At 37.0% G+C, this 15,903-nt stretch carries 17 protein-coding genes; all 17 read right to left on the reverse strand.

Features of this window, described 5'->3' with window-relative positions; genetic code table 11:
* Positions 1 to 160: 160 nt before the first annotated feature.
* Positions 161 to 1,435 (reverse strand): RIP metalloprotease RseP, encoded by a 1,275-nt coding sequence (rseP, locus tag D1B32_RS06095; protein ID WP_118888914.1) that lies wholly within the window; start codon positions 1,433 to 1,435, stop codon positions 161 to 163.
* A gap of 288 nt (positions 1,436 to 1,723) precedes the next feature.
* Positions 1,724 to 2,515: a phosphatidate cytidylyltransferase gene (locus D1B32_RS06100; RefSeq protein WP_095308689.1), complete on the reverse strand. Its 792-nt coding sequence runs from the start codon at positions 2,513 to 2,515 to the stop codon at positions 1,724 to 1,726.
* Positions 2,516 to 2,530: 15 nt separating this feature from the next.
* Positions 2,531 to 3,289 (reverse strand): undecaprenyl pyrophosphate synthase, encoded by a 759-nt coding sequence (locus D1B32_RS06105; RefSeq protein WP_095308687.1) that lies wholly within the window; start codon positions 3,287 to 3,289, stop codon positions 2,531 to 2,533.
* A gap of 245 nt (positions 3,290 to 3,534) precedes the next feature.
* Positions 3,535 to 4,092 (reverse strand): ribosome recycling factor, encoded by a 558-nt coding sequence (frr, locus tag D1B32_RS06110; RefSeq protein WP_095308685.1) that lies wholly within the window; start codon positions 4,090 to 4,092, stop codon positions 3,535 to 3,537.
* Positions 4,093 to 4,095: 3 nt separating this feature from the next.
* Entirely contained in the window at positions 4,096 to 4,818 is a 723-nt protein-coding gene (gene pyrH / locus D1B32_RS06115) for a UMP kinase (protein WP_095308683.1), read from the reverse strand.
* Positions 4,819 to 5,124: 306 nt separating this feature from the next.
* Positions 5,125 to 6,009, reverse strand: a complete 885-nt coding sequence (tsf, locus tag D1B32_RS06120; RefSeq protein ID WP_095308681.1) for a translation elongation factor Ts — start codon at positions 6,007 to 6,009, stop codon at positions 5,125 to 5,127.
* Positions 6,010 to 6,106: 97 nt separating this feature from the next.
* Complete coding sequence (gene rpsB, locus D1B32_RS06125; RefSeq protein WP_095308679.1) at positions 6,107 to 6,883, reverse strand: 30S ribosomal protein S2; 777 nt, start codon at positions 6,881 to 6,883, stop codon at positions 6,107 to 6,109.
* A gap of 186 nt (positions 6,884 to 7,069) precedes the next feature.
* The gene (locus D1B32_RS06130) at positions 7,070 to 7,495 is read right to left on the reverse strand and encodes a DUF6115 domain-containing protein (protein WP_095308678.1); all 426 of its coding nucleotides are present in this window, start codon (positions 7,493 to 7,495) and stop codon (positions 7,070 to 7,072) included.
* A gap of 13 nt (positions 7,496 to 7,508) precedes the next feature.
* A complete protein-coding gene (locus tag D1B32_RS06135; protein WP_240033746.1) occupies positions 7,509 to 7,787 on the reverse strand; it encodes a hypothetical protein in 279 nt (92 codons plus the stop codon).
* A gap of 150 nt (positions 7,788 to 7,937) precedes the next feature.
* Positions 7,938 to 8,720, reverse strand: coding sequence for an RNA polymerase sigma-28 factor SigD (locus tag D1B32_RS06140; protein WP_095308674.1), 783 nt, complete (start codon positions 8,718 to 8,720; stop codon positions 7,938 to 7,940).
* A 428-nt stretch (positions 8,721 to 9,148) separates the two neighbouring features.
* Positions 9,149 to 9,646, reverse strand: coding sequence for a chemotaxis protein CheD (locus D1B32_RS06145; RefSeq protein WP_095308672.1), 498 nt, complete (start codon positions 9,644 to 9,646; stop codon positions 9,149 to 9,151).
* On the reverse strand, positions 9,639 to 10,274 hold the full coding sequence (locus D1B32_RS06150; protein WP_118888915.1) for a chemotaxis protein CheC: 636 nt from the start codon (positions 10,272 to 10,274) through the stop codon (positions 9,639 to 9,641). Before D1B32_RS06150 ends, D1B32_RS06145 begins: the two co-directional genes overlap by 8 nt.
* 3 nt (positions 10,275 to 10,277) lie before the next feature.
* Positions 10,278 to 10,748 carry a chemotaxis protein CheW gene (locus D1B32_RS06155; protein WP_379601044.1) on the reverse strand — a complete coding sequence of 157 codons (471 nt, stop codon included), beginning with the start codon at positions 10,746 to 10,748 and terminating at the stop codon, positions 10,278 to 10,280.
* Between the two features lie 22 nt (positions 10,749 to 10,770).
* Positions 10,771 to 11,814: a protein-glutamate methylesterase/protein-glutamine glutaminase gene (locus tag D1B32_RS06160; RefSeq protein ID WP_095308668.1), complete on the reverse strand. Its 1,044-nt coding sequence runs from the start codon at positions 11,812 to 11,814 to the stop codon at positions 10,771 to 10,773.
* Positions 11,815 to 11,819: 5 nt separating this feature from the next.
* Complete coding sequence (locus tag D1B32_RS06165) at positions 11,820 to 12,680, reverse strand: MinD/ParA family protein (protein WP_118888916.1); 861 nt, start codon at positions 12,678 to 12,680, stop codon at positions 11,820 to 11,822.
* Positions 12,670 to 13,773: a flagellar biosynthesis GTPase FlhF gene (flhF, locus tag D1B32_RS06170; protein WP_118888917.1), complete on the reverse strand. Its 1,104-nt coding sequence runs from the start codon at positions 13,771 to 13,773 to the stop codon at positions 12,670 to 12,672. Before flhF ends, D1B32_RS06165 begins: the two co-directional genes overlap by 11 nt.
* The gene (flhA, locus tag D1B32_RS06175; RefSeq protein ID WP_118888918.1) at positions 13,770 to 15,806 is read right to left on the reverse strand and encodes a flagellar biosynthesis protein FlhA; all 2,037 of its coding nucleotides are present in this window, start codon (positions 15,804 to 15,806) and stop codon (positions 13,770 to 13,772) included. The genes flhF and flhA overlap by 4 nt, the downstream gene beginning before the upstream one ends.
* Between the last annotated feature and the right edge of the window lie 97 nt (positions 15,807 to 15,903).

Below are 15,903 nucleotides of genomic sequence, written 5' to 3' on the forward strand. Positions count from 1 at the left end.
CCTCCAGCTAAACAATTACATAGGTTGTTTATCTTATCTTGAACAACCCTTACAGGAACAATGTAAACCCTTGTCAGAAATAAGACAAGGGTTTTCACTTCGTAACGTACCTATTTATTTTCTCATGCATCAACTGGCTACAATAACCGAAAGTTTTCTTTTATAAAAATAACCGTTGAATGTCGTTCCATGTTACAACAATCATTAAAAGCATTAATAATGCAAATCCGACGAAATGGAAGATACCTTCCTTTTCTGGCGCAATTGGTTTTCCGCGTAAAGCTTCCAAACCAACAAACAAGAGTCTTCCACCATCAAGGGCAGGCAGAGGAACTAGGTTCACTATTCCGAGATTAACACTTAACATTGCTGTCCACAACAAGAGGTTCATAAAGCCAGTCTGTACAACTTGATCTGTTGCATCATAGATTCCAACGGGACCTGACAGTAAATCAAGCGAAACCTGACCAGTTACAAGCATCAATAAATTCGTTAAGATTAATCTTGTTATTTCATAGGTTTGTTCAAAGCCATATGTCAATGTTCCAAGAACTGTTTTCTCAAATGCTTGACGGACTCCTATTTGACCAATAGAAATTGGTTCTCCTTGTTGATCCACTGTTTCAGCTGTATTGGGAACAACAGTTAATTGCTCTTCAGCACCATCTCGCAGGACAACCATGCTTAATTCTTGTCCTGGATTTTCTCTTACGACTGAAGTAAACTCTTCCCATGTAGAAACTGCAGTTTCCCCAATTCGAATCACTTCATCATCTGCTTGAAATCCTGCTTCTGCAGCTGGTGAATCAGCTTGTATCTCACCCATTATTGCTTCATTAACCGGAGTACCTTGTGCAACTCCTAAGATAATAAAAATAACAATCGCTAAGATAAAGTTCATCATAGGTCCTGCAAACAATTGCATTGCTCGCTGACCAATAGATTTCGATGCAAATTGACGATCATATGGTGCAATTTGTGTCTCACGCTCGTCCATAATAAAAAATGCTTTTTGGTCAACTTCAAAGTGTAGCTTCTCATCTTCATCACCGATCTCATATCCTTGAATAATCAATCGATGATCAAGATCAACATGCTCTACTTCAATCACTCTGGCATTTGGATGTTTGGATTTGTTGTTGACGATTATTTTATTTACCTTACCTTCATCATTAAATTCAAGCCCGATATGGTGTCCCGGCTTTAACTCTATGATTTCAGGATCTTCACCTGCTACTCGTACATAGCCACCCGCCGGAATGAGACGAATTGTGTATAACGTTTCATTCCTTACAAAGGAGAAAATTTTCGGCCCAAATCCAATTGCAAATTCCCGAACAAGCATACCTGCTCGTTTTGCAAAGATCATATGGCCCCATTCGTGGATAAAAACGAGTAATCCAAACATAAAAATAAATGCAATTACAGTGGTCAATAGAAGCACCTTCCTTTATTGGAGCAAATCTGTTTTTAGTAAATGAAATTCAAAAAATGTGAAGAAAATGAACATCGAGATCTGGCTTAGACATCCAATAGCAGCATACAATAGTACGTTGAGATGTTAGACAACCTCGATTCTTTTCACCCTCTCTTCTTTGAACACATTTGAAATGAAACTAGTACTCCGATAAAATTATATTCTTACTTTTAGTTAAGTTTAACCTCTTTTTCATAAGTTGTACAAGTTTTTGTGTGAAACAAGCTTGTCACCTTATCAATTATTCTAAACAAAGTGAATAAAATGGAGCAATGGAATAACAAATAGCATGCTGTCAAATCGATCTAAAATACCACCGTGTCCAGGTAATATTTTACCGGAATCTTTAACTCCATAATTGCGTTTCAATGCAGATTCAACTAGATCACCAACTTGTCCAAATATGGAAGCAAGAATCGTGACACCAACTACTGTTAGCATTGAATGGCGGAATGGTTCCACGAGGTGAAAAATGATAGCGACAGTACAAGCGAGCACAATCCCACCTAATGCACCTTCAATTGTTTTATTCGGGCTAATCGTTGGCCATAATTTACGCTTTCCAAAAGCTCTGCCAAATAAATACGCACCTGTGTCAGTAGACCAAATTATGAAAAATGCGTAAAGAATATTACTTAATGCTTGATTTCCATCTCTCGTCTCCAGTAAATAATAGAAACCAAGACCTACATAAAAGCAGGCTAAAAGAATAAAACCTACTTGATCAAATGTAAATTGATTTTTAACTAGTACCGTATATGCTAGTAACAATAAAATGATTAATGCAATCATTTCAAATTTAGAAAACCAACTTATTGTAAGTAGGATAGATGAGCTAGGTATTAAGATTAGCCATAATAATAATACAGCTAATAGATAAGGTACAAAATAGCTCCCTATGTTGCGCATCCTAATCAATTCCACTAACCCTACAGATGCCAATACATATACAAATATTGTAAACGGAAGTCCGCCAAAAATGACGAAGGGTAAAAATATGGCTAGTGCAATTAACGCGGTTATTGTTCGTTGCTTCATAAACCTTTCATCACCTTAAATACCTCCATATCGTCTTTTTCGCTGCTGATATTCATACAATGCGTTTAAGAAGGTTGTTTCATTAAAATCTGGCCAAAGATCATCTGTAAACCAGAATTCTGTATATGCCAGCTGCCAAAGAAGGAAATTACTCAGTCTTTGTTCGCCGCCAGTACGAATAAGCAAGTCAGGATCAGAAATACCATTTGTATATAAATACGTTGAAAATAGGTTTTCATCCAGTGAATCAATCGATATTTTCGAGCAATCTAAATCACTCATTATACGTTTAACGGCATGCATAATTTCAAGCCTACTTCCATAATTCAAAGCAAAGTTTAAAAGCAGGCCGTCATTATTTTTTGTTTTTTCCTTTGCATATTGAACTGCATCCTTTGTATGCTTAGGAAGTGCATCAAAATCGCCAATTGTTTCAATACGAACATTATTTTCAATAAGCCCCGGTAAATAAATATGCAGAAACTCTTTCGGGAGTCTCAAAATAAAATCAATTTCCGATTTCGGCCTTTTCCAATTTTCTGTGGAAAACGTATATAATGTAAGGATTTTAATATTAGCTTTCACTGCAGCTTTCACAATTTTATTAACAGTACTAACGCCTTCTTTGTGCCCTGCTATACGTGGAAGCCCGCGTTTTTGTGCCCAGCGTCCATTTCCATCCATAATAATTGCAACATGATCCGGAGCGCTTTCTAGGTTTGCCATTTCTGTTTCTTTTGATTGTTTATTAAAAAAAGGAATTTTCATCGACATAGTCTGTCCCCCGAATGTTGTTCATCTATACAATCCTTTTAACATAATTATTACGAACGAAAAGGAATGATTACATAGTGCCAACAAGATGAATCTACATTATAACTTGATCATACTTTTTTATTATACCGATAATTTGGATAGAATACAAAAGCTCTCTTAAATAAGAGAGCTTTTACAACTTACTCTGAAATTTAATAATACATCCATGAAAAGAATGGATATAAACGTTTAACAGACAACCGTTAAACTTCCATAATTTCTTTTTCTTTGTTTTTTGCAAGCTGATCAATTTGTTTAATATGATCATCGGTTGATTTTTGAACATCATCCTGCAGACCGCGTAGATCGTCTTCTGTGATTTCACCATTTTTCTCAGTTTTTTTCAAGCTATCATTCGTATCACGTCTTATGTTACGAATCTGAACTCGTGATTCTTCCGCATATTTCCCAACAACTTTAACTAAGTCTTTTCTTCGCTCTTCTGTTAGTGGTGGAATGCTAATACGAATCATATTTCCATCATTTGATGGTGATAAACCAAGGTCGGCAATTTGAATTGCTCTTTCGATATCAGCAAGTGCTGTTTTGTCATAAGGAGTGATTGTTAAGAGTCTTGCTTCCGGAGCTCCGACATTCGCTAACTGGTTTAATGGAGTTGATGCACCATAATAGTCTACATAAACACTGTCTAACAGACTAGGGTTTGCTCTGCCAGCTCGAACAGATGCTAGATTTTTGGAAAACGCTTGGACAGCTTGTTCCATCTTTTCTTTCATTTGTTTTAGAATTGTTTGTGACATATTCTATTTCCCCCTTATTGTCGTGCCGATGGTTTCACCCTCGACAACTCGTTTAATATTTCCTTCTTCCGTTATAGAGAATACAATTAATGGGATATCATTATCCATACATAATGAGGATGCTGTGGAGTCCATTACCCCAAGACCTTCATTAAGCATTTCCAAATATGTTAGGCTTTCATACTTTTTGGCATCCTTATTTGTTTTAGGATCATCCGTGTACACACCGTCAACATTATTTTTAGCCATTAGAATTACTTCTGCTTCAATTTCAGCAGCTCTTAATGCTGCAGTTGTATCAGTTGAAAAATAAGGATTGCCTGTTCCTGCTGCGAAAATGACAACACGCTTTTTCTCTAAATGGCGAATTGCTTTTCTCCTTATGTATGGTTCCGCAACTTGGCGCATTTCAATGGAAGTTTGCACTCTTGTTTGAATTCCAATCGTTTCAAGGCCATCTTGCAATGCGAGTGAATTCATTATTGTTGCTAACATTCCCATATAGTCAGCTGAAGCACGATCCATTCCCATTTCGCTTCCTACTTTACCACGCCAAATGTTCCCTCCACCGACAACAATAGCAACCTCAACACCTAGTTCTGCTACTTCTTTAACTTGTTCTGCGATGGACGCGATTGTTTTTGGATCAATTCCATAACCCTGCTCACCACTTAAGGCTTCACCACTTAATTTTAACACAATTCTACGGTACCGTGCTGTTGTCATAATAACCTCCATAGAAAATTAATAATTATTTTGCTAATTATGTCTAAAAATGTTTGTAAAACGGTTATAAAATAGGGAACACATACATGTTCCCAATTTTAACCTTGTATACATAATCATTTAAGAGGATGTCAAAAAGTCCGGTAAAAAAGACACGTCGAGAGCAGTAGATCTTTGACTAAGTACCGACACATCCTGTATCGAACGTCGAAGTCAACACATCCTGTGTAACCCGGTACTCAAAACTACGCCGCCTTGAACTTCTCGGTCCTTTTTAGCCTCCTTTTTGAACACGCACCCTAAGTCTTATTTTTTAATTTGGCTCATTACTTCATCTGCAAAGTTTTCTTCGCGTTTTTCCATTCCTTCTCCTACTTCATAGCGAACGAATGATTTAACAGTTGCACCTTTATCCGCAACATATTTTTTCACTTTTTGGTCTGGATCTTTAACAAAGCTTTGTTCTAAAAGGACGATCTCTTCAAAGAATTTCCCTAAACGACCTTCAACCATCTTTTCAACGATATTTTCAGGTTTTCCTTCATTTAGTGCTTGTGTTTTTAATACTTCACGCTCACGATTTACTTCTTCTTCAGAAACTGCATCACGTGAAACATAACGAGGGTTTACAGCTGCAACATGCATGGAAACATCTTTTCCAACTTGCTCATCTGTTGTTCCTTCAATTAAAGATAGAACACCAATACGGCCACCCATATGAAGGTACGCACCAAATGCATCACTATCTGTTTTTTCTACAACTGCAAAACGACGTAAAGAGATTTTTTCACCAATTGTTGAAACGGCTCTGTTAATAATCGTTTCTAATGACTCACCTTCACCGTTTAGCTCTTGTCCAAGTGCTTCTTCAACAGTTGCAGGTTTTTGCTTCACAATATGTTGTGCTAATTGAGTAAGTAGCGTTTTAAATTGATCATTTTTTGTAACAAAATCTGTTTCACAGTTCACTTCAAGAATTGCAGCTGTATTGTTATCAATTTCAATATGTGTAAGTCCCTCAGCAGCAATACGATCTGCTTTTTTAGCAGCTTTTGCAATACCTTTTTCACGTAGGTAGTCAATTGCTTTATCCATGTTACCGTCAGTTTCTTGTAGTGCCTTTTTACAATCCATCATTCCAGCACCAGTTTTTTCACGTAATTCTTTAACCATTTGAGCAGTAATAGCCATTGCATTGTCCTCCTTTGAATATTAACCCTTTTGATTTCAGTCTTTAAAAAAGGTGATAAAAGGTTTCCATCCTCTTATCACCCCACCTTTTCTAAGATTACTCTTGAGTTGAATCTGCAGCAGCTTGAGCAGCTTCTTCTACAACTTCTTCTGTAGCATCTTCTGCTTTTTCTTCTACAACTTCAGTTTCTTCACCCTGTTTTACTTCTAAAATAGCATCTGCCATTTTTGAAGTCAAAAGTTTAACCGCACGAATTGCGTCATCGTTTGCAGGGATAACATAATCAATTTCATCTGGATCACAGTTAGTATCTACAATTCCGATGATAGGAATGTTCAATTTATGCGCTTCAGCGATAGCAATACGCTCTTTACGTGGATCGATAACGAACAATGCATCTGGAAGCTTTGTCATTTCTTTAATTCCACCTAAGAATTTCACTAAGCGATCTTTTTCTTTTAGTAAATTAACAACTTCTTTTTTCGGTAGAACTTCGAAAGTTCCGTCTTCTTCCATACGCTCAATTGATTTCAAACGATTGATACGTTTACGGATTGTTTGGAAGTTAGTAAGTGTACCACCTAACCAACGTTGGTTAACATAGTACATACCAGAACGAATTGCTTCGTCTCTTACAGAATCTTGTGCTTGTTTTTTTGTTCCAACAAAAAGAATAGTTCCGCCATTTGCAGCGATATCCTTTACATAGTTGTATGCTTCATCAACCTTTTTAACTGTTTTCTGTAAGTCGATGATATAGATACCGTTACGCTCCGTGAAAATGTATTTTTTCATTTTCGGATTCCAACGGCGTGTTTGGTGTCCAAAGTGTACACCTGCTTCTAACAATTGCTTCATAGAAATTGCTGACATTTTAATTCCTCCTAATGGTTTTTTTCCTCCGTTCAGGTCATTTTTGTATGTAGACTATTTATAAAATAGCACCAAACATACAAATTACTGAACGTGTGTTTTATAAAACTTGTTCATTCTATGAAAATAAACATAGTATTTACACCAAAAGTTACTATACCATAATGATTTGTTGATATCAAGCTTTTACTGCATCTTTTCATGTAATTTTATAATTATTTCTGCCTCTGTCTTACCACAATTTAATTCTTTAGCTATTTCATCAACTGGAACACCCCGATTATGCAGTTGCAAAACCCTGGATTCCAGAGATGCAACCACGGTATCTCCAACATCGTCTGGGATAGGAATATCGTGAGATTTTTCGTATTCCTCAGTTTCTGGTTCTTCCTGCTTTGTATGCGTTTGATCAGTCTTTATATTGCGATCCTCTAATAGTTGCTGTAATCGGTTGTTTTCTGCTTTAACCTCTTGTAAGTACGTATCAAATAACGCTATTATCTCATTCAGATCTTGTGTCTTTACGTTTTGTAACTGTTTGAAAAACATATAGATTGCAATAAACGTAATAAAATGCAATAAAAAACTGATAATGATTAAGAATGAAACCATATTCTTTCTCCTTCTATCCGTTAAAATCGATCTGACTTCCTAAATAAGGATGGTTCATTTTGTACTCTTCTTCACTTTGCTCCAGTTGAGTCTTTTTGTTAATGAGGTTTTTCGAATGCTGTTCTTTATTCTTTACTTTCTCGGTTTTTTCAAATTCATTAACCCGCTTCCGGGTTCGTTCTTCTTGTTTCCTTTGAGTCTGTGCCAATGATTCCTGGAAATGCTGTCCCTGCTTTACCATATTATCCTGCATCTTCCCAGCATCCTGCGTTCTAGGAAGTGCAACCTGCATTTCAATGGATTTCCAACTCAGAAGCTATCATTCCTTTTTGTTTAGTCGTAACGCTAAGGTTGAATCTAAATTTTGTCGTAAAGAAGCTGTGTGCATCTGTACTTCCATCAATATGTTGTTTGCACTGGAGATTCTTGATATGTTTTCAATTCAATTAGCAAATACTTGCATTTTATTTAACGTTTTTCGCAGCTTAAAAATAGACCGTTTGTGGATTTGCGATATTCTGGAGGTTGTTAGCCCAAGAACCTGTCCTATTTCTGTAAAGGTTAATTCTTCATTATAAAACAGACTGACAACAAGCTGTTCATTTTTGTTTAACATTTTTATCCCTTGAACGAGTTCGTTATTTAATTCATTTTTCGTTAGATGACTCTCGGGTAATATCGTGGAATTATCGGGAATCGAATAACCAATTCCTTCTTTCAATTCACTCGAATTACCTTTTGGCTTTTCTTCAATTGAAAGAATGTTACCAAAGAGTGAGTCTTTAATAGCGGTTTCCACTTCTTCTATCGACATCCCCAACATTTCGGCTATTTCACCTGCAGTCGCTTCTCTATGATGTTTTTGTTCATATTGCTCTGCTGCTTGTTCAACTTTTTTTGCTTTTTCTCGTATTGATCTAGGAAGCCAGTCTTCTTTTCTTAATCCATCAATAATCGAACCTCTAATTCGAAAGGAGGCATACGTATCGAATTTCAAATCACGAGTTGGGTCAAATTTTTTCAACGCGTCATAAAGCCCAAGAAGTCCCAAGCTTTTGACATCTTCTTTACTTACGCTTTTTGGGAGTTGGCTTGAAATACGTTCCGCATGGAAATTGACGAGATACATGTAATTGACAATTAATTCATTCGCTGCTTCACTGCTTTTATTCGTTATCCAGTCATTCCAAAGCTTATCTTCAAGAAGGGAATTTCCTGATTTCATTTTTTCTACGCTCCTCCTTTTCCGTTAATAAATAAGTATTCACTCAATCATTTGTGCAATAAATAGCTTATCAGATCCTTATAAAACGAACGTTCTTTTCTAAATATCAGACTGGATATGTTTCCATTACAATAGTTATTGTTTACAGCATAAAATATATAAACTTCGAATTAACACATAATGTTTGTGCGTATATCCGCTCCGGAAATATACTTCGCACGCCTTAGGGGGGCTGGTGAGCCTCCGCCCGGAGCGATCCCGGACGGCGATCATTGCTCAGATTAAGCAAATAATCATTAGTCCGTAGTTTCTACCAACCGCGACTTTAAAAAGTTAACCTAAAACCAAAAACAAGTGAAACGGATATAGTTAACTTGCTTAATTTGATCAAAAACAAACGTCTATTCCTCATTATGAAAGTTGAGAATTTAAATATAAAATTCCTTTTTATTCACTTGTCGTATCTTTAATTGACTTGTTTCTGGATCGAACTCAATTGTTCTTCCAGCATTTCCGCCTACGTCGGATGCAACAACAGGAATCTTAAGTTCTGCCAGTTGTTTTTCGACCGCTTCAACATTTCTTGGTCCAATTCGCATAATATCTGAACCTGAACTTAATTGAAACATCTGAGCACCACCTGCCAGTTTCGCTTTTAGTGCATATTTTCTTGCACCTCTTTCAAGCAGCAAGTTAATGAGATAAGGAATTGCTGTATCTGCATATTTGTACACATTCAATTTAGCTTGCTTTGCCAAGGCTGAATCCGGAAGCAAGATATGAGAAAGCCCCGCAATTTTTTTCGAAGAATCGTAGACGATCACACCAACACATGAACCTAAACCTGAGGTTCGAATTAAATCAGGAACTTGCACAACTTTTAAGTCAGCAATTCCAACTTTGACTACTAAACCTGTTTCATTCATAATCATTTATTCCTAACGCATCAAATATTTTAGCGAAAGATTCAGGGTCTGGTAATAAAAAGAAATTCCCCTGAATACCTTGATTTGTTCCATCATGACTAATTTCTGTATTAATAACAATGGCATAATCAGAAACTTGCGAGAGCTCCAGCAAACCAACCGTTAACACCGCTCCTGCCATATCGATTCCAAGATATGGGACAGAAGGCTGCATATTAATATTTGTAAAATCTGATAGAGCTGTTAGATATGATCCTGTTACAATATTGCCGATTTCTTGTAATGCTGAAAGCGCTATTTCATTTTCTTGCTCTGATTGGAGCAAGGTAAACCCCGGATCATTTGTCAATTCTCTTACAAAATACTCAGCTTCTTCAATTGTAAATATTAAATAAACTGTACCTGGAGCCTCTCCTTGAATGCGAAATAATAAGCAAACAATTGTGTTCTCAGAGCCACCAGTTAATTCCATGATTTCATCAAATCCAGCAATACGAACAGAGGGTACCTTCATCTCAATTTTTTTGTTTAATAGGATAGAGAGCGAACTAGCTGCATTTCCCGCACCAATATTTCCTATTTCTCTAAGCACATCTTTCTGCATCGTTGTTAACTGTACAAATTCCATTGCTTAGCCTTCCACTGCATTAAGCACATCAATATCCTGGAAGGATAGTACTTTTTGCAGATCAAGTAGAATAAGTAAACGGTTATCTACTTTGGCAACACCTTCAATATAATCAGCATTAACGGTACCAATAACCTCTGGTGCAGGCTCAATTAGTTCTTCAGGAATATCAATAACATCATTTGCTACGTCAACAATCAGACCTACTTCCATCTCGTTTATTTGAGCAATAATAATCCGTTTATTTGCATCAAAATCAGTTTCTTCCATACCAAATCGTAATCGTAAGTCAATAATCGGAATTACGACTCCGCGAAGATTTATTACTCCCTTCACATATGGTAAAGTTTGGGGTACCCTAGTTATTGGTTGTTGCCTCTCGATAGACCCAATTTGATTAACAGGAACCGCATATTCTTCATCCTGCAATTGAAATACAATCATTTTTCGATCTTGTGTCGATGCCTTTTCCAATTTTATTCCTCCTAGTAAATCTCTATTTTGTTAAGTTAGCAAGTATTGAGCCAAATTGATTTAATGAAAGTTCTTGGTTAACATATCCTGTCTGAACAGCTGCTTTCGGCATACCATATACAATCGATGTTTCTTCCGATTCAGCTAGGACAATCGTATTGGGATCCTGCTTTTTCATTTCGATAATACCGGCCGATCCATCATTTCCCATTCCAGTCAATACAATTGCGATTTTGTTTATTCGTTTCAGACCAGCTATCGAGCAAAATAATGTATCTACTGATGGACGGTGCCCTTTGACAGGAGCATCCTTTGATAAACTGATTGCAAGTGAAGTGCCAATTTTATTAATTGTCATATGAAAATCACCAGGAGCAATGTAAGCAGTACTGTTTTCAATAATTTCACCGTGCACCGCTTCTTTCACACGAATTGGACTAAGTGTATTAAGACGTTCAGCTAACGATTTTGTAAAGCGGGCAGGCATGTGCTGGACAATTAAGATTGGTACAGTAAATGAATCTGAAATACTTGTAAGCACTTGTTGAAGTGCCCTAGGCCCTCCTGTCGATGTACCAATCGTTATGATTGATTTATCATAGTATTTTTGGATTGGAGCTTCCATCTGACAATCAGTCGCTTTGTGCAATTGCTTCTTATTCAAATTAACTTGTGAAGCCGTAACAACTTTCGAAATAATTTCCTGCTGGATATTTCGTATATCTAATGAGATAGCTCCAGATGGTTTTGTAATAAAATCAACGGCGCCATTCGATATAGCCTGAATCGCTTTTGTTGTACCCTCTTTCGTTTCACTTGAAAGCATCACAACCGGAGTTGGATTTTCCCTCATAATAATCGAAAGTGCTTCGATCCCATCCATTACTGGCATATGCACATCCAACGTTACGACGTCTGGTTGTAGTTCTATAATTTTCTTTATTCCATCTTCTCCATTACGACCAGTTGCGATCACATTCACTCTAGGATCGCTTGCAAGAATATCGGAAATCACTTTTCTCATAAAAGCAGAATCATCGATAACAATAACGCGAATTTGCTTCATAATAACTACCTCTCCATCAAATGTTTTAATCGTTGAACGAAGGAAGAAGGTGTTCGGTTCACTTGTTTTGTATGTGTTACATAATTGTATGTAATATCTTTTAATGCTTTAGCTGCTTTGGATTTTTCATTATATAACGTGTAAGGAATCTGTCTTACAATTGCCTGTGTAACAACCCTATCATCAGGAATAATCCCAATCGATTGAATTTCTACTTTTAAAAACTTGGTCACAACAGCTTTAAATCGTTCTAATGCTTTCAAACCATCTTGATAATTGGATGCACGATTTAATATGACATGTAAAGGCATATCTTGTTTGCGATTGACGACATGCTTTATCATCCCGTATGCATCTGTAACGGATGTTGGTTCCGGTGTTGTAATCACAATACATTCATCTGAGGCAAGAATAAAAAATAAGCTGTCCTCCGTAACACCTGCACCCATGTCAAATAAAATATAATCATAAATTAAGGACAATTCCTTGTATTGTTCGTAAAAATAATCATGGTCTGATTCGTCCATCTGGAAGAAATTTGACAATCCAGAACCTCCTGCAATATACGCTAGCCCTTTTGGTCCTTGTTCAATTACATCAAGTATAGATAAACGTTCTTCAAACAAATTAACAATCGTTTTCTCTGCTCGGCTACCTAGCAAAATATCGATATTTCCCATTCCAACATCCAAGTCGAAGAGTAATACCTTTTTGCCGTTGTTTATGAGTTGCAAAGAGAAATTTAACGCAAAATTGGACTTACCTACGCCACCTTTTCCACTTATAACTGCGACCGTTTTTGCGTTATTTGGATGGTTGCGACTATCAAGCTTTCTCCTCAGCCCCTCTGCTTGATCATGCTTCATCATAATCACCTACCAGAAGATTACGTATTACTCGTTTATCTGCTTCGAGCAAATCATCAGGAACATCTTGACCATTTGTCAAATAAGCAATTCCAACTTGCTTTTCTAGAGCAATATTTAGTAAACTGCCATATTGTCTTGTTTCATCCAGTTTTGTGAAAATGACACCCGCTATCGAAAGGTGCTCGAATTGCTCGTAGATTTCTACAATATCCTTAGGCTTTGTTGTTAAAGATAACACAAGATAGGTTTCCATCATGGACATATCAATCGTTTTTTTCAATTCATTAATATATTTCGGATCACGAAAGTTCCTACCAGCTGTATCAACAAAAATTGCATCATAACTCGAAAATTTAGTAATCGCCTGATGGTAATCATCAATACTGTAGGCAACCTCAAGTGGCACATTTAAAATTCGCGCATAGGTCTTTAATTGCTCCACTGCAGCAATTCGATACGTATCAGCTGTTACGAAAGCAACTTTTTTATCACTTTCAAGCATCATCTTAGCCGCAACCTTTGCAATCGTAGTCGTCTTCCCTACTCCTGTTGGACCTACAAATTGAATAATCTTCTTGTTTAATGGAATGGGTGCTAAAACGTTGCTTAGTCTCTCTTCTATTATTAAACCGATATTATTCATGATAACATCTATTTCTGTGTCACCTTGCTTCTCTAACACCAATTCCACAATTTCCTTGGCCAGCTTAGGGTGAACCTCTTGATCAATCAAATGTTCATAAGCTACTTGATAAGAAGGGGAGAAACTTAATCCTCCCTGTCGAGACTGAACTTCAATCATTTTTTTCAGGTTTTTAATTTCCAGTAGTACATGCTCATTTTCTAACTTTGGTTTATTTGTTTTATTCATTCGAGGTTGTTCTGCCACTTGCTCAGGGTTTTTCTTAGGTGTTATTGGACTAGGATCAAGAGCCGCCACAACTTCAATCTGTTTCTTCTTAAAAAAACCAAACATCCCACGTTGTTGAATTTCTTTTGAATTAAGAATTACTGCATCGGGACCAAGTTCTTTTCGAACCTGATTCATTGCCTCAGGCATAGTGTCTGCTATATATTTTTTTACCTTCATGCTACATTCACCACCCCAACACTTTGTACCTGTACATCTGGTTCAAGTTCGTTATAAGAAAGCACAATTACTTGCGGTAAGAATCGATCAAGCAATTGCTTTACATACATTCGAATGGCAGGTGAGCAAAGTACAATGGTAGACTCTTCTTGAAGTGCAAGTTTCTCTGCCTCTGTATGAATCGTCTTAATAATTTCTTGCTGGGAGTCTGGATCAAGCGCTAAATAATTGCCATGTTCCGTTTGCTGTATATGATCAGCTATCAGCTTTTCAACTTTACCTGAAACTGTAATCACCTTCATCTGCATATCCTCACCTGCATACTGATTTGTAATCTGTGAAGAAAGTGCTTGTCTCACGTATTCCCCAAGAAGCTCTGTGTCATTCGTCATTTTCGAAAAATCAGCTAATGTTTCAAAGATAATTGGCAAATTACGAATGGAAATATTTTCTCTCAGCAATTTAGCAAGAACTTTTTGCACATCGCCAATTGCAAGTGGTTCAGGGGTTACCTCGTCAACCAAAATTGGATAGCTTTCCTTCAAATGATCGATTAATTGTTTCGTTTCCTGTCTGCCTAACAATGTATGTGCCTGTCGCTTAATTACTTCTGTAATGTGTGTCGATACAACAGATGGTGGATCTACCACCGTATAACCAGATAGTTCTGCTTCATCCTTGTTTTCTTCACTAATCCATTTTGCAGGCAAACCAAATGCCGGTTCCTTCGTATCTATTCCATCAAGAGTATCATCGCTGAAATCTGGAGCCATCGCTAAATAGTGATCTAGTAAAAGTTCACCCGATGCGACTTCATTTCCTTTAATTTTTAATCGATATTCATTTGGGTTTAGTTGAATATTATCTCGAATCCGGACAACTGGAATAACAATACCAAGTTCAATTGCAAGCTGTCTTCGAATCATAATAACTCGGTCCAGTAAATCGCCGCCTTGATTCGTATCTGCCAGAGGAATTAGTCCATAACCGAATTCAAATTCAATTGGGTCCATACTTAGAAGGCTGACAACATTTTCAGAAGACTTCATCGCAGAGCTCTCTGTTTGATCCTCTTCTTCTTCTGTTTGTATTTCCGGCGGCATCTTGGATTGCTTTTCCAGAAAGTAACCGCTCAATGCTAATATAGACGCTAACATTGTCGTTAAAAAGAAATTAATCGGAGTTAGGCCAAGAAGAAAAATCGTACCCGCCGCAATATATAATAATTTTGGGTATTGCAGTAATTGGCCTGTTACTTCTGAGCCAAGATTTCCATTACCAGCTGATCGCGTCACAACAATTCCTGTAGCGGTTGACATAAGTAATGCTGGAATCTGACTGACTAAACCGTCTCCCACAGTTAAACGAATAAAAGTATTAACAGCTTCTCCAAAAGGCATTCCCATTTGTACAATCCCAATTATTAAACCGAATACAACATTAATTAGAACAATAATGATTCCTGCAATTGCATCACCCTTAACAAATTTACTCGCACCATCCATCGAACCATGGAAATCGGCTTCCCTTTCCACTTTTTCACGTCGCTCTCTAGCTTGACTTTCGGAAATCAAACCAGCATTTAGGTCTGCATCAATACTCATTTGTTTACCTGGCATCGCATCAAGTGAAAATCGCGCAGCTACTTCAGAGACACGTTCCGAACCTTTTGTAATAACAAGAAAGTTTATAATAACCAATATGATAAATACAACAAAACCAACAAGTGGATTATCTCCAATTACAAATGATCCAAAGGTATCAACTACTCCACCAGCATCTGCTTCCGCTAGAATTGACCTTGTGGTCGAAACATTTAACGCAAGCCTGAATAAAGTTACGAGTAAGATAATTGTTGGAAATACCGAAAACTGTAATGGCTCCTGTGTATTCATCGATACTAAGATAACCATTAGCGCTATAATAATATTTACTAAAATCAGCACACTTAACAGCCAACCCGGTAGCGGGATGACCAGCATGATGATTACTAATATAACTGCTAAAAGTACTGATAAATCCCGCGCTTTCATTTATGTCTCTCCTTACTTGCTGTTTGGTGTGCCCGAAATTTTAAAGCTGTGTATAGCTTAGTTCCCAAGACAGCCACGCCCAGTCGTTTATATACTT

It is taken from the genome of Oceanobacillus profundus (assembly GCF_003515705.1).
GTDB lineage: Bacteria > Bacillota > Bacilli > Bacillales > Amphibacillaceae > Oceanobacillus > Oceanobacillus profundus.

Excerpts from the sequence above, each read along its gene's own strand:
- D1B32_RS06100 (WP_095308689.1), bottom strand. The coding sequence starts at position 2,515 with ATGAAGCAACGAACAATAACCGCGTTAATTGCACTAGCCATATTTTTA.
- D1B32_RS06105 (WP_095308687.1), bottom strand. The coding sequence starts at position 3,289 with ATGTCGATGAAAATTCCTTTTTTTAATAAACAATCAAAAGAAACAGAA.
- frr (WP_095308685.1), bottom strand. The coding sequence starts at position 4,092 with ATGTCACAAACAATTCTAAAACAAATGAAAGAAAAGATGGAACAAGCT.
- pyrH (WP_095308683.1), bottom strand. The coding sequence starts at position 4,818 with ATGACAACAGCACGGTACCGTAGAATTGTGTTAAAATTAAGTGGTGAA.
- tsf (WP_095308681.1), bottom strand. The coding sequence starts at position 6,009 with ATGGCTATTACTGCTCAAATGGTTAAAGAATTACGTGAAAAAACTGGT.
- rpsB (WP_095308679.1), bottom strand. The coding sequence starts at position 6,883 with ATGTCAGCAATTTCTATGAAGCAATTGTTAGAAGCAGGTGTACACTTT.
- D1B32_RS06130 (WP_095308678.1), bottom strand. The coding sequence starts at position 7,495 with ATGGTTTCATTCTTAATCATTATCAGTTTTTTATTGCATTTTATTACG.
- D1B32_RS06135 (WP_240033746.1), bottom strand. The coding sequence starts at position 7,787 with ATGCAGGTTGCACTTCCTAGAACGCAGGATGCTGGGAAGATGCAGGAT.
- D1B32_RS06140 (WP_095308674.1), bottom strand. The coding sequence starts at position 8,720 with ATGAAATCAGGAAATTCCCTTCTTGAAGATAAGCTTTGGAATGACTGG.
- D1B32_RS06145 (WP_095308672.1), bottom strand. The coding sequence starts at position 9,646 with ATGAATGAAACAGGTTTAGTAGTCAAAGTTGGAATTGCTGACTTAAAA.
- D1B32_RS06150 (WP_118888915.1), bottom strand. The coding sequence starts at position 10,274 with ATGGAATTTGTACAGTTAACAACGATGCAGAAAGATGTGCTTAGAGAA.
- D1B32_RS06160 (WP_095308668.1), bottom strand. The coding sequence starts at position 11,814 with ATGAAGCAAATTCGCGTTATTGTTATCGATGATTCTGCTTTTATGAGA.
- D1B32_RS06165 (WP_118888916.1), bottom strand. The coding sequence starts at position 12,680 with ATGAAGCATGATCAAGCAGAGGGGCTGAGGAGAAAGCTTGATAGTCGC.
- flhF (WP_118888917.1), bottom strand. The coding sequence starts at position 13,773 with ATGAAGGTAAAAAAATATATAGCAGACACTATGCCTGAGGCAATGAAT.
- flhA (WP_118888918.1), bottom strand. The coding sequence starts at position 15,806 with ATGAAAGCGCGGGATTTATCAGTACTTTTAGCAGTTATATTAGTAATC.